Source organism: Campylobacter showae (genome assembly GCF_900573985.1).
GTDB classification, from domain to species: Bacteria; Campylobacterota; Campylobacteria; order Campylobacterales; family Campylobacteraceae; genus Campylobacter_A; species Campylobacter_A showae_E.
Genome location: NZ_UWOK01000003.1, coordinates 1 through 18,045 on the forward strand (window position 1 = coordinate 1; position 18,045 = coordinate 18,045).

At 38.6% G+C, this 18,045-nt stretch carries 23 protein-coding genes and 2 pseudogenes; 4 read left to right on the forward strand and 21 right to left on the reverse strand.

Going from position 1 to position 18,045, the window contains the following annotated elements:
- Positions 1-165 precede the first annotated feature (165 nt).
- The 9 genes and pseudogenes from EE116_RS12910 to EE116_RS12140 all read right to left on the reverse strand — a co-directional run bounded on the left by EE116_RS12910 (position 166) and on the right by EE116_RS12140 (position 5,736).
- Positions 166-342 carry a P-loop NTPase family protein gene (locus EE116_RS12910; protein ID WP_241091714.1) on the reverse strand — a complete coding sequence of 59 codons (177 nt, stop codon included), beginning with the start codon at positions 340-342 and terminating at the stop codon, positions 166-168.
- 292 nt (positions 343-634) lie between these two features.
- Positions 635-751 (reverse strand): hypothetical protein, encoded by a 117-nt coding sequence (locus tag EE116_RS12915; RefSeq protein ID WP_338120548.1) that lies wholly within the window; start codon positions 749-751, stop codon positions 635-637.
- A 221-nt stretch (positions 752-972) separates the two neighbouring features.
- Positions 973-1,137 carry an iron chelate uptake ABC transporter family permease subunit gene (locus tag EE116_RS12920; RefSeq protein ID WP_338120549.1) on the reverse strand — a complete coding sequence of 55 codons (165 nt, stop codon included), beginning with the start codon at positions 1,135-1,137 and terminating at the stop codon, positions 973-975.
- A pseudogene (locus tag EE116_RS12925) lies at positions 1,118-1,671 on the reverse strand (FecCD family ABC transporter permease). Before EE116_RS12925 ends, EE116_RS12920 begins: the two are co-directional and overlap by 20 nt.
- Positions 1,672-1,960: 289 nt before the next feature.
- Positions 1,961-2,341 carry an ABC transporter substrate-binding protein gene (locus tag EE116_RS12930; RefSeq protein ID WP_241091715.1) on the reverse strand — a complete coding sequence of 127 codons (381 nt, stop codon included), beginning with the start codon at positions 2,339-2,341 and terminating at the stop codon, positions 1,961-1,963.
- Between the two features lie 20 nt (positions 2,342-2,361).
- On the reverse strand, positions 2,362-2,862 hold the full coding sequence (locus tag EE116_RS12935) for an ABC transporter substrate-binding protein (RefSeq protein ID WP_241091716.1): 501 nt from the start codon (positions 2,860-2,862) through the stop codon (positions 2,362-2,364).
- A gap of 23 nt (positions 2,863-2,885) precedes the next feature.
- Entirely contained in the window at positions 2,886-3,191 is a 306-nt protein-coding gene (locus EE116_RS12940; RefSeq protein ID WP_241091717.1) for a hypothetical protein, read from the reverse strand.
- 68 nt (positions 3,192-3,259) lie between these two features.
- Positions 3,260-3,847: an ABC transporter substrate-binding protein gene (locus EE116_RS12945; protein ID WP_241091718.1), complete on the reverse strand. Its 588-nt coding sequence runs from the start codon at positions 3,845-3,847 to the stop codon at positions 3,260-3,262.
- 32 nt (positions 3,848-3,879) lie between these two features.
- A complete protein-coding gene (locus tag EE116_RS12140) occupies positions 3,880-5,736 on the reverse strand; it encodes a TonB-dependent receptor domain-containing protein (RefSeq protein WP_122874716.1) in 1,857 nt (618 codons plus the stop codon).
- A 375-nt stretch (positions 5,737-6,111) separates the two neighbouring features.
- On the opposite strand from EE116_RS12140, the gene EE116_RS12145 reads away from it, so the two are divergent.
- From EE116_RS12145 to EE116_RS12155, 3 genes are all read left to right on the forward strand, one after another.
- Entirely contained in the window at positions 6,112-6,678 is a 567-nt protein-coding gene (locus EE116_RS12145) for a ParA family protein (RefSeq protein WP_163028090.1), read from the forward strand.
- A 1-nt stretch (position 6,679) separates the two neighbouring features.
- Positions 6,680-6,961, forward strand: coding sequence for a hypothetical protein (locus EE116_RS12150; protein WP_122874718.1), 282 nt, complete (start codon positions 6,680-6,682; stop codon positions 6,959-6,961).
- Positions 6,962-7,042: 81 nt separating this feature from the next.
- The gene (locus tag EE116_RS12155; RefSeq protein ID WP_122874719.1) at positions 7,043-7,279 is read left to right on the forward strand and encodes a hypothetical protein; all 237 of its coding nucleotides are present in this window, start codon (positions 7,043-7,045) and stop codon (positions 7,277-7,279) included.
- Between the two features lie 187 nt (positions 7,280-7,466).
- Here the strand turns inward: EE116_RS12155 and EE116_RS12525 are convergent, their stop codons facing one another.
- The 4 genes from EE116_RS12525 to EE116_RS12170 form a co-directional block, all read right to left on the reverse strand.
- A complete protein-coding gene (locus tag EE116_RS12525; RefSeq protein WP_163028091.1) occupies positions 7,467-7,634 on the reverse strand; it encodes a hypothetical protein in 168 nt (55 codons plus the stop codon).
- Entirely contained in the window at positions 7,635-8,657 is a 1,023-nt protein-coding gene (locus EE116_RS12160; protein WP_163028092.1) for a replication initiation protein, read from the reverse strand.
- A gap of 422 nt (positions 8,658-9,079) precedes the next feature.
- Positions 9,080-10,711 carry a mobilization protein gene (locus tag EE116_RS12165; RefSeq protein WP_122874721.1) on the reverse strand — a complete coding sequence of 544 codons (1,632 nt, stop codon included), beginning with the start codon at positions 10,709-10,711 and terminating at the stop codon, positions 9,080-9,082.
- Positions 10,708-11,097, reverse strand: coding sequence for a plasmid mobilization protein (locus EE116_RS12170; protein WP_122874722.1), 390 nt, complete (start codon positions 11,095-11,097; stop codon positions 10,708-10,710). The genes EE116_RS12165 and EE116_RS12170 overlap by 4 nt, the downstream gene beginning before the upstream one ends.
- A gap of 422 nt (positions 11,098-11,519) precedes the next feature.
- Here EE116_RS12170 and EE116_RS12175 point away from each other — a divergent pair, with 422 nt between their 5' ends.
- On the forward strand, positions 11,520-11,840 hold the full coding sequence (locus EE116_RS12175) for an SEL1-like repeat protein (RefSeq protein ID WP_122874723.1): 321 nt from the start codon (positions 11,520-11,522) through the stop codon (positions 11,838-11,840).
- Between the two features lie 52 nt (positions 11,841-11,892).
- On the opposite strand, the gene EE116_RS12180 is transcribed toward EE116_RS12175, so the two are convergent.
- The 8 genes and pseudogenes from EE116_RS12180 to EE116_RS12215 all read right to left on the reverse strand — a co-directional run bounded on the left by EE116_RS12180 (position 11,893) and on the right by EE116_RS12215 (position 18,029).
- A complete protein-coding gene (locus EE116_RS12180) occupies positions 11,893-12,309 on the reverse strand; it encodes a hypothetical protein (protein WP_122874724.1) in 417 nt (138 codons plus the stop codon).
- A 512-nt stretch (positions 12,310-12,821) separates the two neighbouring features.
- Positions 12,822-13,007, reverse strand: coding sequence for a hypothetical protein (locus EE116_RS12185; protein WP_122874725.1), 186 nt, complete (start codon positions 13,005-13,007; stop codon positions 12,822-12,824).
- A gap of 320 nt (positions 13,008-13,327) precedes the next feature.
- A pseudogene (locus EE116_RS13160) lies at positions 13,328-13,429 on the reverse strand (DNA cytosine methyltransferase); the annotation flags it as partial.
- A 30-nt stretch (positions 13,430-13,459) separates the two neighbouring features.
- Entirely contained in the window at positions 13,460-14,269 is an 810-nt protein-coding gene (locus tag EE116_RS12195; protein WP_122874726.1) for a class I SAM-dependent methyltransferase, read from the reverse strand.
- Positions 14,266-15,000, reverse strand: a complete 735-nt coding sequence (locus EE116_RS12200; RefSeq protein ID WP_103593415.1) for an ABC transporter ATP-binding protein — start codon at positions 14,998-15,000, stop codon at positions 14,266-14,268. The genes EE116_RS12195 and EE116_RS12200 overlap by 4 nt, the downstream gene beginning before the upstream one ends.
- Positions 15,000-16,001, reverse strand: coding sequence for a FecCD family ABC transporter permease (locus EE116_RS12205; RefSeq protein ID WP_122874727.1), 1,002 nt, complete (start codon positions 15,999-16,001; stop codon positions 15,000-15,002). The genes EE116_RS12200 and EE116_RS12205 overlap by 1 nt, the downstream gene beginning before the upstream one ends.
- Entirely contained in the window at positions 15,994-17,043 is a 1,050-nt protein-coding gene (locus EE116_RS12210; protein WP_122874728.1) for an ABC transporter substrate-binding protein, read from the reverse strand. The genes EE116_RS12205 and EE116_RS12210 overlap by 8 nt, the downstream gene beginning before the upstream one ends.
- A gap of 23 nt (positions 17,044-17,066) precedes the next feature.
- Complete coding sequence (locus tag EE116_RS12215) at positions 17,067-18,029, reverse strand: ABC transporter substrate-binding protein (RefSeq protein WP_122874729.1); 963 nt, start codon at positions 18,027-18,029, stop codon at positions 17,067-17,069.
- Positions 18,030-18,045 lie beyond the last annotated feature (16 nt).

The following is an 18,045-nucleotide window of genomic DNA, read 5'->3' on the forward strand; positions in this document are numbered from 1 at the left end:
CTATTTGTTCTTTGCTCCTTATAAAGCTTATTGAAATCCAGCCTATCGTAATTAGAAGGTAATAGTCCAGTAGATTTTGTCCTCATATTTATGATCTATCCGTAATCTTAATCTATATTTGGATGGTTTATTTAATCCAATTCATGTCCGGTCACTTTCCAAAGTCTAGTTCTTGCCGTCTTTTAAAAACATATACTTAGGAGTTTGAAACAAATTTAGCGTGACGATTGGGTAATGAGTGGTTTTGTACGGAAAGTATACCCCTCGTCTTTTAGCGTCTTTATCATTGTCAAGTAGTTTGATTTGATTGCCGAAGTCAAGCCCGGTCGTAGGTTCGTCCATAAAAATAACTTTGGCGCCTTGTACTAAGTTCTAGCGATATATGCCAGCTGCCTTTGTCCGCCGCTTATTCTAGTATAAAGTTCATCTTTTAGCTCTAAAATACCCATTCTTTCCAATGCATACTCGGCAAGTTTTTATCGGCAAGGCTAAAGTTAGAAAATAAAGACGTTCTGCACAATGCGCCCATTAATACTATGTCAAATACGCTAGTATTCATATGACGGGGCATGCGTTTGAGGAACGTAGGCTATATAGCCTTGCAAGTTCTTTTTTTCGGTAATTCCTTACGCTTTTAACCGCATATATTTACCGTACCCTCGAATTTTAAAAACCCGAGCATAATACGCAGGAGGGTGCTTTTACCGCTACCGTTTTGCGCCCAGAATACTAAGCGTATCGCCTTTTTGATACTAAACTTATACCGTTTAGTATATTCTTTCTTTGTACCCGAATTTTAGGTTTCTGATTTCTATCATTAAAAACTCTTTTTAGCTCTACGAAGCACTAAAATAAATAATAGGTATTCCAAAACAGTGAAGTTACTATACCTATCGGGACTTTCAAAAGTAAACATAAGTCTCGAAAAGTTATCGCAAAAGAGTAAAAATATAGCACCTATTATAGCTGAAACTAGACAATACGGTGGCGATTATCCGCTCCGAATATAAAACGAGCCATATGTGGAACTATAAGGCCTATCCAACCGATAATACCGGCTATCGTTACGCTTAGGGCACTGATAAAGGTAGCAACTAAAATAACGAAAATTTTAACCCTAGTAACATTTATGCCCAGACTTTTTAGCCTCTTCTTCTCCCAGACTCAGCGCATTTAAATATTTGCCGCTAAAGGCCAACAATAGTATTCCTACAAACATCGGCAAAATCGAAATTTGAATAAAATTCTTCGAAGCAAACCCTAGGCTACCCATTAAAAAATAAGTAATAGCCGGCAATGAGTCATTTGGATCGGCTGCGTATTTTAATGCTGATAGTAAAGACGTAAAAAGAGAGCCGCTAATAACGCCACCAAGAACCAATACTATAATACTGCCGGAGCGTGAATAAAAGGCCGATATACTTAAGGCCGTTAGTACCGCTATAAAACCAAACGCAAAGGTACTAAGCCTGAATGAGATATTCGTTAATCCGAAAAACATTCCTATGGCGGCGCCGAATCCGGCACCGCTTAAAACCCCAAGTATTGATGGACTTACTAGAGGATTACAAACATGGCTTGATATGCTGAGCCAGAAATAGCCAAACTAGCGCCTATTATAATGCAGGCCATTATTCTAGGAAGGCGAATTTCCGTTATCAAAGTATGCATAACTTGATAATTTTTAAGTCTTCGCCTTTTATAACGGCTTTAAAATATATTAGATAATCTTCCGCATTAAAGCCGTATTTCCTATTAGTACAGAAAGCAACATAAACCCTAGCAATAAGATACTTAAAAACGTAAAGGCTTTTTTACTCACCTATAAGCTCTTTTACTTGGTTGTCGCTTACGTCAACCTCTAGGAATAATTTATAAAAGTCCTTAACTTCCTTATTCATATTGAATTTAAATACATCAGGATGAGTTAAATTTATAAGCCATTTAAGCCCTATGAATCTCATAAATGAAGGCGGACGATCAAACCAAGAAAACGGTTCGCGAGGTAAGTAATAAGCTCTTTTATTTTTACGGCTTTTAGTATTTGCCATTTAGGATCGTCATAGATTTTATCATAAAAGCTCTTCTCGAAAATTAATATAATATCAGGATCGTATTCGGCTATTTGTTCAAAGCTAATTTTGATGTGCCCATAAGCCGTAGCATCCGGGTTTCCGCTGCATTTATGCACATTTTCGGCACCGCTTAGCTCTATAAGCCTAGTGTGCCATGAGCCCTCGCATTCGGTAGCTAGTCCGTCGGGATCTTCGGCATAGTATATTTTGGGCTTAACAACCGAGTTTTTTACTATATATTCATTAAGCTCTTTTGAAATATCCATGGTTTTTTTAGAATACTCTATTAGCTTTTTACTCTATCTTGCTTATCTAAAATTTTACCCAAAACTTCAAGAGAGTCGATATAGTCTTCTAATTCATAGCCTTTTAAGTATAGCATAGGTTTTTTTATGCCACCCAGGGTTTCTTTGAATTTCTTTTGAGTATTTTTAGAATCAGAATTTACCAGTATCAAATCAGGATCTAGCTTTAAAAGCATTTCCATATTTGGAATTTTGCCTTGCCCGAAAAATCCTCCTACTACCGGCTGGTTAATCATGCTCTCTTTTAGGTACGGCTTTTCTCTTTTGCCGAAACTAGAATTTATACCGCTGACTTTCTCGGGAGCAACGGCATATAGCAAAAATAGTAACGGCGGATTACTGGCGTAAACTTTATTTGGGACTCCATTTAAAGTCTGAATATCTACGCTATTTTTTGATATAAATTCATCAATCTGTTCGTTTGTCATAGCAAACGAAATATTTAGAGAAATAAATAATAAGCACAAAATATGTTTTAACATAACATTATCCTTTTTTTATAAATTTATAGAAATAAACTCTTGTCGGGCATCTTACCGCCCAAAAGCTTTGGATTAAACTCAAAAATAGTTTCAAAAAATGACATTATCTCATCTTGCATATCGCGAGCTTTTGTTACCGTCAAATTTGCCCTATCAAATGCATTAACCAGTGCCGGCTCTGGAACCGGTAGATATTCGGCTCCTATTTTGGCAGCGCTTTGCTTGTTGTCTTTGATCCAAGATAGAGCGTTAGTTAAGTCGCTATGAAGCGTATCAAATAGAGGCAAATTTGCTTTATAAAAATCTACGTCGACTATAATGCCTGCCATCGGAATGTACGGCTTGGTATTAAAGCTTTCTCCCCATACCTTAGGGATATCTACTCCATAATGTACTGCTACCCCATTTTCTTCCCGCGCAGTATGGTTGCTGCCGGAAGAGGTTGAGGAACGATTAAAATATCATAATCTCTTTGTAGAAATAGCCCTGCAGCTTCCGGCGGCGTCTGCGTATACGTAATGTCTATTTTGGAAATATCTATTCCTCGTTTTTTACAAAGCGCTCGCAGAACCAAATCAGGCATGTCGCCCTTAAAAGGAATTATTAATTTTTTGCCGATAAAATCTTCAAAAGTTTTTATATTCTCATCTTTTACCATGGCTTGTATCGTACCAAGGCTAAGCAAATTTAGCATAGCTAAATTTAAGCCGTGATTTCGCATGTTTGCTCCCACGTTTGATGGCGCCATAGTAATTTTTATTTCTCCATTAGCTACGCCTGCTCGGAGTTGATCCGTACTATTCCAAATACGTAACCTCACGTCATGAGTCTTTGCTAGCTCGCCTTGTAGGCTTGCTACGGCCATTATTACGCTAGGAATTGCCGGCGCGCCCCACATCGTAAAGTTTTCCTTCGCAAAAAGGCTCGGTGCAAAAGCTGTAGCGCCAATCGCCGCGCCAAATCCTAAAAAACCTCGTCTATTCATATTGTATCTCCTTGCTATACAGATAGTTGTCTTTAAAAACTAGAGTGAAAACTGACAAACACCGCCCTCCCCGGCGCACGCACCACCGGATCTGGATCTAGCGCACCTACGTGCTCGCCGCTAATAAACTCGGCGTAATCTTTATCAAATATATTTGTGACCCCAAGCCTCACGCCCCAGCTATTTTTAAACTCAAATCCGCCGTAAACGTCCATCGTCGTAAAGCTCTTGGCCGCTTCGCGCTTGTCGATGCCAAAGCCAGTGGATTTATCGAAATCTCCCCTATTTTGCTTTGCCACGTAGCGCACCGCGGTGCCGATGTTGTAGCTGCCAAAGCTCGCGTAGTCTTTGTAATCAAATGCCAAATTTGCCTCAAACGGGCGGATCTGATAGAGCGGTCTGCCGTCGGTTTTGTTTTGTCCATAGTTGTAAAATAGCAATGTTTTTAACCCGAAATTTCGCGCGAAATTATACTCGCCGCGCAAATTTACGCTGTAAATTCTAGCATCGACGTTGCGCGTGATAACGGCGTTTTTATTTATCGGCAAGGCCGCGACAGAGTGGCGACGATCGTAGATAATCAGATCCTGCGCGTCGTCTGCGATAAAGTGCCCGCCCACGCTAAAGCTATCCTCGCCCTGACGCGAACTCATGTATTCTTTATAAAATTCGCTCTTATAAGTAAAGCCCAAATTTACGCGGTTGTGGCGCTCAGGCTTAATAAACGGATTGCTGATCCAGCCTCTAGTAGTCGGCCCATAGAGACTGCTAAAGCGTTCCATATTGCTCGGCATACGATAAAGACTCTCTATAGCCACATAGTAATTATCTTGCTTATTGGGCGTGAAGTCGTATTTTAGGCTAGCGCTTAAGCCATTCTGTTTTATATTGCCGTCAAAGTCTTTGCCGTAAATTTGTTTAATAAGCTTAGCGACGGTATTTATCGCGCTTGCTCCGTTATAAACCGTATTTAAATCATTTAAATTCGACTTCATCCAGTCGTAGTTTAGAGCTAGGCTGAGCTTGTGCGCGTCAGTAAATTTATAGCTTAGCGTATCAAAAACTCTCGTTTTTTTATTCGTTACGTCTGCAAACCTAAAGCCGTTTAAAACCCAATCATTGCCTATTTTACGATATCTTTTGCCCTCGTGATTATCGTGTTGATATCCTGTACCGACCACATTGTGCCAGTTTGAAAAATCAACATCGTATTTTAGCTCCGTATCTATAATCTTTCTATCTACTTCTACCTTTACCATACTAAAAGGGTCCACGCGGCGCAAATGATAATTGTCGTTTCTTCTGCTCACGTCGCGCAATGCTATTTCAAAATTTAACGTATTAGATAAATCCTCTTTACCTAGCCTGGCGTTAAACTTACCGATATATCGTTGCGTCTTTATCGAGTCGGCAGTATGGTGAGGCTGCTTGTCGTCGTCGATATTATCGTGCACGAGCGTAAATCTAAACTCGCTTAGCTCGCTAGGTACGAAACCCACTACCGCGCTTTGCCCTTGCCTAGCGTAGCCGTAGTTCCACTCTCTGCCGCCGCCGTCTTTATAGCGGTTGGCTTTAGAAAAGTTCGCGTTTAAAATCGTATAGAAATTTGCGCCGCGGTATTTAAAAAGTCCCGAGCCGTAAAACGTCCTGCCGTAAAATCCGCCCGCGACGTGAAATTTATCCATCGAATTATCGAGCAAATCCGTCACGAAAAAATAATCATCCCTTGGCGCGCGGTCGAATTGATTTTCGGGTAATGCGCTTTGGGCGATGTTTGGCGTATATGGCGGTGGAGGCGTAAAATCCTTTATCGGCTTTATGACGTCGGGATTTGCGCCGTTTGCGAGCAGCGCCGTCGCAGCCGCAGCCAGACTGATAGCTAATCTCATTTAAAATCCTTTATGATAATTATGATTTTTTGTATCAAAATATTAAAAGAATTATAGTGCAACATTCTTTTAATGGTCTTAATATGAAATAAGATATTATAAAAATAATTTGATTTTTATTTTTAAGGAATAATATAGGATTGGAATAGGTTAAAAAATTTTCAAAGGAGTTTTTCTTAAAAAGAATACTATGGTTAAAAATAGAATTATTAGACAAAAGCAGATAGTATAAAAATATTAGAGCTATTTTATAACTTATATTATTTTACAACTTATAAAATAATATAAATTATTATATATAACAAATTATTTATATTAAAAAGTTGTTAATATAAAATAAGTTATAATTTTTAGAAAATACTTAAGGAGCTTTGTATGAGAATAGCGATAATTAATTCTAAAGGTGGAGTAGGCAAAACGCCTTTGGCTTTTAGTTTGGCAAAAGATCTGGGCTTAAATTTACAGACCAATGATAATTCTGTAATTACTCAGATATACGATAAAGCCGTGTTTTCTAATCCTTGTAAACTAGCAGATAATACAGTGTATGATTTTGGCGGTTTTGTAGCTCCTGGGGTGTTAAGTATACTAAAAGAGTGCAATATTGTAATCATGCCAGTTACTCCAAAAATAAACTCTGTTTTTAAAGCCGCAGAAACCTATAATCAAATAAAAGACTATACTAAAAATATGATGGTTTTGGTGACGGACGTTGTGAACAAGGGAGATCTGGGAACTATTATAGAGGCCTTGAAGGGAGCTGGATTTAAAAACGACGTCGAATACATGCTTTTAAAAAGATCGGCGATATTTGAAAACGCTATTGCAAACGGCATGAGCTTTGCAGAGCTCTATAATCAAAACGGTTTATCAAGATCACAGTATAAAGACTTCTATTTGCAATACTATAAAATTATCGAGTACATAAAAAATAAGGCCTAGCATGAAGAATCTTTCAAATTTTAAACTAAACGACGAGGTTGCTACCGGATTTGCGGAGGCGGACGATCAAACGGCGAAACTAGACAAGATCTCGGAGTTAGAGGCTGTTCTAGCCAAGTATAAAAAACTAGGACGCCCAAAATCCGAAAATCCACCGACTCGTCAGATGACGGCCTATTTGTCTGATGATGAGATGGAGTTTCTAGCCAAAGAAGCCAAAGAAAAAGGCATCAGTAAAAATCAAATACTTAGAAATTTAATAACTAGGCAGATGAATGGATAGGGCGAAAGTTCTCAGCAAGCAAGGCAAAAGTTCTATGAGGTTTAAAAAAATGCTACAATATAGCAAAAACAGAGGTAAAAAATGCCGAAATTAGATGAAGCAAAAGAGCGACTAGGGCTGTTAAAATTTTATATCGGATTTTTTATGACCGCTTTTGCTGCTCTTGTAAGCTGGATCGCTACGCATTATAAAAATTTTGATGATGCGATTATTTTTTACGGGGCTTGCGGAGTCGCCGTCGTCCTTTTTATTGGTATAATTTTAGGCACTATGCATGCCAAAAAAATTTTAAAAGAAATTAGAGAATTGAAGAAATAGGAGGATAAAATGAGTTCGTTTGTGATCGCTTTCTTTATGGTTGTTAGTGCGATTATTATATGCTGGTCGGCTTTAAGGTCTGTGCAGTCGGAGTAATATTGGCCTATACGTTCCGTTGGTCTTGCTGGCTAGTTTCGTCGTCGGCTACTTGTGGATAAAGAGCGGCAAAAAAATACCCGATTTTTTTCTAGTTCGCATTTTGCGCGGCTAAGCTCTTCAAAAAGTTTTTCATATTGCGGTCGAATTCTTCAAAGAGTATATATTCTATTTCGCCGCGATCGTCTGCGGCGATGATTTTCTCAAGCTCTTTTTGATCTGCTTCGTTTAAGCCGGGTTCGTCCTTGATTGTCGTCATTTAGTCTCCGTATCTCTCGAAAGTATTTTTAAAGTGCTTGAAATTGTCAAATCTCATTACGGTCGAGTATTCGTCATCGACGTTGAAAAGCTTGACTTCTATTTGCTCCCCGCTTTGCTCGAAGCTTTGAATTTTTAGTATATCCGTGACGTTCATTTTTTCGTTGTATATGCGTAGGTATCTGCCTATGTACGGGTCAAAGTCATTGACGGCTTTGCCCGTGATAGGATTGCTGCGCTTTAACTCTCTAAGCATATCCTGGCGCTTGATGTCGCTCGCGATCGTGTCTAAATTTCGGCGATTCTCTTTTTTGTCGTGCTCGATGTCGCTTATAGGCTGCGGCTCAAAGTAGAATTCTAGCGCATCGATATTTCGCCCGCTTTTAATCTTTTTTATCATAAGCCCCTTAAACGGTGCTCGTCGCTGATCAAACAGGTTGCGTTCTGCTGATAGTTCTCTTATTGCTGGCTTTAAAATTTGCTGGTCTATATTGCACGCTTGATAGCTTTCGGGTATCCCTAAAAGCTCCTTGAAGTCTTTATATTTAATATGCCATAAACCAGTTTGCCTAAACTGCTTCAAATATCGATAAATGGTCTTTGCATACGTCCCGCTAAGCCCCACAAACTCGGCTAATTCATACCTTGTCCAGCCTTTTAGTGGGCTTGAAATATAGCGATCCTTAAAACCTTGTGATACCTGAACTCTTAAAATTCTATTTTTGGTGTCTGTTTCAAGCATGGGAAAAATAATCTCTTGCCGTAAATCCCCTTCATCATTGATTTCATACCGAAATTTAAACTCTTGCAGCTTACCGAGCTTATCTAAGATTTCTTTTCGATAGCTACTGCTGTCAGCTACTTGAGCCAACTCGAATACTTTATAAAAATCAAGTTCTAATATGTAGCCGTCCGTATTTCTAAACTGTTGCAAGATAGTAAAAAATACGTTTTGTTGCGCTTCCGTGAGAGTATTAAATTTTAGCTCGTGTAGCTCGTTTGAATATTTAACGACTTCGTTCATACAATAATCCATATATTATTTTATTATTGTATTATATAAAAAATAGAATAATAAATCAATACCATATATTATTTTTTATAATAGAAAAGTAGCGGAAAATCTATTATTGTATTTCGGAAAATCTATTATTGTATAAAAGGAAAATCTATTATTGTATTTCGGAAAATCTATTATTGTATGATGTCTAAACCCCTTGGTATCACGGCTCTAGCGAGACCCTAAAAGATATAAAAGAATTTAAAAAAGAGGTTAAAAGAAAACTTCGTCGCAAAAAATCGCAAAAATTGGCTTAAACACAATCGGAACCGGGGCGTGTGTACGTGCTTGTGCTTACGCACTGCGCACCGCCCCCTTACCCCCTATTCCGCCTTGCTTATGCGCTAAAGCGCCGCAAGGCTACCTCTTTTAGAGGATAATGTGAATTATCTGCTCAGCCCCATACCGCTACCGCTACGTTTGCGCTTTTCTCGGTCTTGCTCCTCTTTTTGCTCGAGAATCAGCCGTTTTGCATGCTCGATAAGGTTGCCAATAGTTGATTTAGCTCGCTGGAATAGTTGTTCAACTGCTCTTCTTGCGTCTTGATATAGTTTTCGTATCTCGTCATCTCTTTTTCTAATAGCTCTATATTCTGTCCATTGATTTGTATTTTCTTCGTCAAGTCGTCTATAACGCTCTCGTATTCGTTCTTGATGTTCTGCAGCAGCTCGTTGATTTCTTTTTCGTCTGTCGCTTTCCAGTCGTTTAGCCTCATCGCTAGATCGTTGCTGTAGTCTCGCTCTTGTTTCAACTCTAGGAGCAATTGCTTGACTTGCTGCGTCAATCTCTCGTTTTCTGTTATCAATTCCTCTTCTAATGCCGTCATCATCGCTTAATCCTCGATCGTCTTGATGTGTATGTAAGCCATATTGCCATCCGTTTGCACTTTCTCTTTGGGTATTTCGAGGAAATAATTGGTCGCTTTTTTGCTCTTGGTTCTCTCGACGTATCTCATTTCCTGCGGAATTTGCCACTGCGTTGCCGGGTTTATTTTGTTCCAGGTTATCCATATGCCCGAGCCTGCTCCGATCAGCGCGAATAATATCGCCGTTAGAGCCAAGGTCGTCCATTTGTAGGCGTTGGTCTGCTTGGCTGAGTCTTCTATCTTGCTGAATGTCGATTCTGCTTTTTGCTCGATGCTTTCTAGTTTTGAGTTCAAATTCTCCGATATTGTATTCATCTCGCTTTGATACAAGTTCGTTAATTTGGTCTCGGTATTGTTGAATTTCTGATTGAATATCTCGGTTATGATATTGACGTATTCTTCGGATTGTTTCTGCGCCGCGCTCTTCAAGCTCTCTAGCGTCTTTGAAATCTGCATAAATTCCTCCTTGAAGTCTATTTTTTTTGGTACTACCCGGCAGGATCACAGTGATCGAGTTTTTAGTCTCCCGGCTGATTTGTATATTTTCATCGCGTAGCAGTTCTAACATTTGAGCCCTGCTTTTGATTATTCCAGCTTCTACTAGCTCGTGTAAGGTTTTATCCAAAGCTTCAACGTTTGCGTAGTTTTTAATGTCTTTTTTGCTTGCGCTTATAGTATTTTTTCTGCCAGGATCGTCAGGATCGCTAAAGCCGTATTCGAGATTTACGGCTTTTTTCCAAAGATCGATCCTGGTAAGGTCGGGTTTTGAGTAGAAAAACGGATTAAAGCTCGTTCCCGTGACCAGGTCTATTTTCGGGATGATGAAATTTAGCTCCAGCCTACCGCCTTTGTCTTCGTGCTGCACCCACAAGATATTTACGCGCTCTTTCATAAAGTCGCCTAGTAGCGTGCGTTCAAAGTCAGCCATTATCTCTAGCTTAGTTTGTTCTGATATTCTTGCGGCGCTTTCTTGAAAGCTTAAAACTCCGAAGCATACCTTTTGTTTTTTTGAAATTTGGCTTATGATAGCCCTAGTTTGAGCCTCGTCGCCCTTTAAAATTTTTGCCGTACCCTGCTGTACTCTTTCGTTGAGGACGTAATTAACGCTACCTATACCGCCGCCGCTTTTACTGGGTAGAAATTTGACTATCATCGTTTTTTGCTTTTTTGCTCGTCTTGATGTTTGCTGTTTAGAAGCTTATAGATGCCCCTTAGGGCTTCAAACGACCTTGATATAATACTTAACCCTACCTTGTCAAGACTTTCGCCCTTGTTGAGCCTCGTAGCGATTTGATTGAGGTTATTACCCTGGCGCGATAACTCAAGGATAAGCTCTTTTGTGAGTGGCGTTTTCGTAAGAGATCGCGATAGCATCGAATTTACGGCGTATTTGGTAAAATTTACTCCCCCGTTCTCATCCATTTTTTCTTGAATTTTATTCCACTCCTCCGGCGTAAGACGCATTATTTTTGTGATGGTTCTAGTTTTTCCAGCTCTTTTTTTGCTTTTTGGAAAGCTTTTGTTCTGATCGTCAGTCATTACTCCTGCCTTTAATCCAGCTTAAAATTTCGCTTAAAAACCATAAAGGTATGATAACTCCCAGCAAACAGGCTAATAGAAAAAAGACTGAAGAGAATATCAGCCAGCCTAGCATAAAGACGATACCTAGTGCTACAACGTATATGCAGCAAATTAAAATTTTATTTTCTACGGACGAGTTATCGATCAAATTTAAACCTCTCAATTGTTACGGCACGAGTCGCTTAAGGGGGTTAAGGGGGATTTGCCCCCTTACGAGCACCGAACGTTATACGAAATGCGAAAGCATTACGTATATACGGGCGGTATGCTCGCCCTATAAAATATTTAACTATTTTTTAGAATTATAGCGCAAAAAGTTGGGGTTGTAAATAGGTGGGATGTTTGATATAATAAAAGCTAATCTCATCAAAAGGAAAACAATGAAAAAAATCGTTTTAGCTATGGTCGTTGCCGGGCTATGCTCTTTAAATTTGAGTGCCGGGGAACTGGAGGATAATATCAAGAAATGCGACGGCGGCGATGCGCAGGCTTGTTTGAAAGTATCTGACGCTTATTTTTCAATGGATGAGAATCACCCTAAAAGATCCGAATTTCATGAAAAAGCTTGTAATTTAAAAAATGCCGACGGTTGCATGTTGGTCGGGTTTAGCTATGAAAAAAAAGGCGATATGGCTAATGCTAAGAAATTTTATACTAGGGCTTGCGATTTAGGAAATGAAGTGGCTTGCACGATGAAGTAAAAAATTAAAAAATAAAGCCTGATCGCAAAATCAGGCTTTATTATCTAAGCGGTTAAAATATACCGCCAATCCCTTCCATAAAGAAGATATACTGAACCTCTTGGGCATATTTACGTTTTAAAATGACGTAGCAAGCTATGTTAATATAGTCTGCCTTATCATCCTCTAGCTTGTCTATATACATTTTTATAAGCTCTTTGGCGGCTTTCATAATATTGCCTCTACCTAGCGCAATAAAAATTTTATTTACTCTCTCGATCCTTTTGGTGCATCTTGCAGCCTCGTCGAGAAACTCATCGACCTTTTTGGCTACCGCCGGAGTAATACGCTCTATCGTAGCATCGGCTCGTAAGCCTAGTAGCCTAGAGATGATCATAACGTATTTTTCTTTGTCCTCAAGCGTAAGACTGTTATAATTAACGCCTGGTGTTGGTTGTGGTTGTCCCGGTATTCCTGGAAATCTTGACATGTTTCTATCCTTTTTTATTTTTTATGATTTGTTTGGTTTATAGTGTTGGTATTGCTATGCCCAACGCTAAATAAAGCGCTGCAACCCGCGAGGATCACTGAAAGCGCAACTAAAAATGCTATAATTGTTTTTTTCACTTAACAACTCCTTTTGTTTATTGTAATTCGGACAAAGGGGGTTTTATTCACTCAAACAATTTTTGCGTAATTCGAAATTTAAGGGCATAATACGCCCTAGCCTGAAATCTCTTGTTTAAAAAACATTGATAAATATCACGTTTTAAAAACGCCCGTAAAATGTTACTGTTTTGTTGATTTTTTGCTCTTTGTCCGCCACTGGCGGCTTATGAGCTGCTTGAATGTATTAAGTAGCCTTAAATCCGAATTACAGGGGGAATTATAGCAGAGGACGGCTTAAAAATTTATATAAATCTACTTAGTTTTTCTTGAATTGTAGTATAGTAAAAAATGATAACTCTTATTATTTATAATAATGCTGGTATTTAATATATATTAGCATTTAATCCTATTGCCTTGCTCTTCCCATTCCTTAGCTATTTTTTTGATTTGAGCTAGGTTGTCTTGGGCGGTTTGCCACTGATCTAGATCGAGCTGATTTTTCTTTTCGTTCTCGGCCGTAAAGATCAGAGCGTTGTAAATTCCACCTATTAGGCGCGCAGCAAAGTCTTTTTTGCCCATGATCGCGAATATTACGTCTTTTCCGCTATAAGCCGTATAATAAGGCCTATCTTTTGATGCTCAAATAGTAAAAAATCCAAAGAACCTGACTGTAGACATGGTGGAGATAGAAAATCCGCTTAAAAAGAAACCTTCTAAGCAAGATCCGGACTTTGATCGATAGCTAAATGCTAATGAAAATGTTTGTTTTCAATAGTAAAAGAGAGGAAAGCCCTAGTTTAGGGGCTTTTGAAAGGGGTATTTTTTAGTTTAAGGTTTATGGGCGGCAAGGCCGGGCGAAGCTTAAAGAGTAGGATGTCGTATTTTAGGGGGTTTGGAGTTTAAGGTTGCAGTGCCAATCTAATCTCTCTTGCTATTTCAAATGCGAGATTCACTGGCACTGCATTGCCAATCATTTTATAGGTACCATTTAAGTTACTATAATAAACACTTATTGCAGCGGTCGTAGACCCCTATTTTTTAGTATTATATTTATCTACTCTTATGAAAGCCCAGTTCATATATTCTTGTTTTTGCTCAAAGCGGTTGCTGTTAAAGTACTTATTGAGATTATAAACTTCCGGCTCCGTAAGCTCTCTCGAAAGTCCCCATTGGATTTTTTTAACAAGATCGTCAATAGTTTCAGGCATTCCATCACTGCATGAAGTTTGTATATACTCTAGCTTTGGAAGATATCCCATTTGGAATAAAATATTTATTAAATATATAAAGTCTGGCCTTTTTTCAATGTTGCTCCCGAGAGCATTTAAAACGTCTTCATTAATGAAACTACCGACTTTAAAAGTAATATAAAGAGCCTTTTTAGTCTTGGAAAGCAGTTTTTCTAGAGCCAATTTTAAGTCATCTACGTCAAGGCAACGAGATGCAAACGTAATATCGCACTCAGGTACGTCGCTAAAGTCGTCTTCGAATGCTTTTTGCGCGAATTCAATATTTTTACAATTAAAATCCCGAGAGTTTTGTTCTGCGAATTCTAGCATTTTCGACGAAAAATCATAACCGTAAATTTTATCTACCTTATTTGCTGCAGCTATGCTTAATGCTCCGGCACCGCATGCGAAATCAAGAAGCGTTCTTACGCCATCAAAATCGACTCTTGAGATAAAGTCTTTAACATAGTCGCTCTTAAGTACGCTCTCACTAAAGCTTGCTGCCTTAACATCCCATTTGGCTACTGATTTCCTAATAAAAGAGCTATTTGTTCTTTGCTCCTTATAAAGCTTATTGAAATCCAGCCTATCGTAATTAGAAGGTAATATCATAATTTGTCCTCATATTTTTGATAATCTATTCCGTAAATCTTATCTATATTTGATGGATTTATCAATTCATCGCACTTTCCAAAATCTAGTATCTTGCCGTCTTTTAAAAACAATACTAGATTTGAAACAAATTTAGCGTGACGAGGGTAATGAGTGGTTTGTACGAAAGTATACCCCTCGTCTTTTAGCGTCTTTATCATTTCAAGTAGTTTGATTTGATTGCCGAAGTCAAGCCCGGTCGTAGGTTCGTCCATAAAAATAACTTTGGCGCCTTGTACTAAGGTTCTAGCGATATATGCCAGCTGCCTTTGTCCGCCGCTTATTCTAGTATAAAGTTCATCTTTTAGCTCTAAAATACCCATTCTTTCCAATGCATACTCGGCAAGTTTTTTATCGGCAAGGCTAAAGTTAGAAAATAAAGACGTTCTGCACAATGCGCCCATTAATACTATGTCAAATACGCTATATTCATATGACGGGGCATGCGTTTGAGGAACGTAGGCTATAAGCCTTGCAAGTTCTTTTTTTTCGTAATTCCTTACGCTTTTACCGCATATATTTACCGTACCCTCGAATTTTAAAAACCCGAGCATAATACGCAGGAGGGTGCTTTTACCGCTACCGTTTGCGCCCAGAATACTAAGCGTATCGCCTTTTTTGATACTAAAACTTATACCGTTTAGTATATTCTTATCTTTGTACCCGAATTTTAGGTTTCTGATTTCTATCATTAAAAACTCTTTTTAGCTCTACGAAGCACTAAAATAAATATAGGTATTCCAAACAGTGAAGTTACTATACCTATCGGGACTTCAAAAGTAAACATAAGTCTCGAAAAGTTATCGCAAAAGAGTAAAAATATAGCACCTATTATAGCTGAACTAGACAATACGGTGCGATTATCCGCTCCGAATATAAAACGAGCCATATGTGGAACTATAAGGCCTATCCAACCGATAATACCGGCTATCGTTACGCTTAGGGCACTGATAAAGGTAGCAACTAAAATAACGAAAATTTTAACCCTAGTAACATTTATGCCCAGACTTTTAGCCTCTTCTTCTCCCAGACTCAGCGCATTTAAATATTTGCCGCTAAAGGCCAACAATAGTATTCCTACAAACATCGGCAAAATCGAAATTTGAATAAAATTCTTCGAAGCAAACCCTAGGCTACCCATTAAAAAATAAGTAATAGCCGGCAATGAGTCATTTGGATCGGCTGCGTATTTTAATGCTGATAGTAAAGACGTAAAAAGAGAGCCGCTAATAACGCCACCAAGAACCAATACTATAATACTGCCGGAGCGTGAATAAAAGGCCGATATACTTAAGGCCGTTAGTACCGCTATAAAACCAAACGCAAAGGTACTAAGCTGAATGAGATATTCGTTTAATCCGAAAAACATTCCTATGGCGGCGCCGAATCCGGCACCGCTTAAAACCCCAAGTATTGATGGACTTACTAGAGGATTTACAAACATGGCTTGATATGCTGAGCCAGAAATAGCCAAACTAGCGCCTATTATAATGCAGGCCATTATTCTAGGAAGGCGAATTTCCGTTATCAAAGTATGCATAACTTGATAATTTTTTAAGTCTTCGCCTTTTATAACGGCTTTAAAATATATTAGATAATCTTCCGCATTAAAGCCGTATTTTCCTATTAGTACAGAAAGCAACATAAACCCTAGCAATAAGATACTTAAAAACGTAAAGGCTTTTTTACTCACCTATAAGCTCTTTTACTTGGTTGTCGCTTACGTCAACCTCTAGGAATAATTTATAAAAGTCCTTAACTTCCTTATTCATATTGAATTTAAATACATCAGGATGAGTTAAATTTATAAGCCATTTAAGCCCTATGAATCTCATAAATGAAGGCGGACGATCAAACCAAGAAAACGGTTCGCGAGGTAAGTAATAAGCTCTTTTATTTTTTACGGCTTTTAGTATTTGCCATTTAGGATCGTCATAGATTTTATCATAAAAGCTCTTCTCGAAAATTAATATAATATCAGGATCGTATTCGGCTATTTGTTCAAAGCTAATTTTGATGTGCCCATAAGCCGTAGCATCCGGGTTTCCGCTGCATTTATGCACATTTTCGGCACCGCTTAGCTCTATAAGCCTAGTGTGCCATGAGCCCTCGCATTCGGTAGCTAGTCCGTCGGGATCTTCGGCATAGTATATTTTGGGCTTAACAACCGAGTTTTTTACTATATATTCATTAAGCTCTTTTGAAATATCCATGGTTTTTTTAGAATACTCTATTAGCTTTTTTACTCTATCTTGCTTATCTAAAATTTTACCCAAAACTTCAAGAGAGTCGATATAGTCTTCTAATTCATAGCCTTTTAAGTATAGCATAGGTTTTTTTATGCCACCCAGGGTTTCTTTGAATTTCTTTTGAGTATTTTTAGAATCAGAATTTACCAGTATCAAATCAGGATCTAGCTTTAAAAGCATTTCCATATTTGGAATTTTGCCTTGCCCGAAAAATCCTCCTACTACCGGCTGGTTAATCATGCTCTCTTTTAGGTACGGCTTTTCTCTTTTGCCGAAACTAGAATTTATACCGCTGACTTTCTCGGGAGCAACGGCATATAGCAAAAATAGTAACGGCGGATTACTGGCGTAAACTTTATTTGGGACTCCATTTAAAGTCTGAATATCTACGCTATTTTTTGATATAAATTCATCAATCTGTTCGTTTGTCATAGCAAACGAAATATTTAGAGAAATAAATAATAAGCACAAAATATGTTTTAACATAACATTATCCTTTTTTTATAAATTTATAGAAATAAACTCTTGTCGGGCATCTTACCGCCCAAAAGCTTTGGATTAAACTCAAAAATAGTTTCAAAAAATGACATTATCTCATCTTGCATATCGCGAGCTTTTGTTACCGTCAAATTTGCCCTATCAAATGCATTAACCAGTGCCGGCTCTGGAACCGGTAGATATTCGGCTCCTATTTTGGCAGCGCTTTGCTTGTTGTCTTTGATCCAAGATAGAGCGTTAGTTAAGTCGCTATGAAGCGTATCAAATAGAGGCAAATTTGCTTTATAAAAATCTACGTCGACTATAATGCCTGCCATCGGAATGTACGGCTTGGTATTAAAGCTTTCTCCCCATACCTTAGGGATATCTACTCCATAATGTACTGCTACCCCCATTTTCTTCCCGCGCAGTATGGTTGCTGCCGGAAGAGGTTGAGGAACGATTAAAATATCATAATCTCTTTGTAGAAATAGCCCTGCAGCTTCCGGCGGCGTCTGCGTATACGTAATGTCTATTTTGGAAATATCTATTCCTCGTTTTTTACAAAGCGCTCGCAGAACCAAATCAGGCATGTCGCCCTTAAAAGGAATTATTAATTTTTTGCCGATAAAATCTTCAAAAGTTTTTATATTCTCATCTTTTACCATGGCTTGTATCGTACCAAGGCTAAGCAAATTTAGCATAGCTAAATTTAAGCCGTGATTTCGCATGTTTGCTCCCACGTTTGATGGCGCCATAGTAATTTTTATTTCTCCATTAGCTACGCCTGCTCGGAGTTGATCCGTACTATTCCAAATACGTAACCTCACGTCATGAGTCTTTGCTAGCTCGCCTTGTAGGCTTGCTACGGCCATTATTACGCTAGGAATTGCCGGCGCGCCCCACATCGTAAAGTTTTCCTTCGCAAAAAGGCTCGGTGCAAAAGCTGTAGCGCCAATCGCCGCGCCAAATCCTAAAAAACCTCGTCTATTCATATTGTATCTCCTTGCT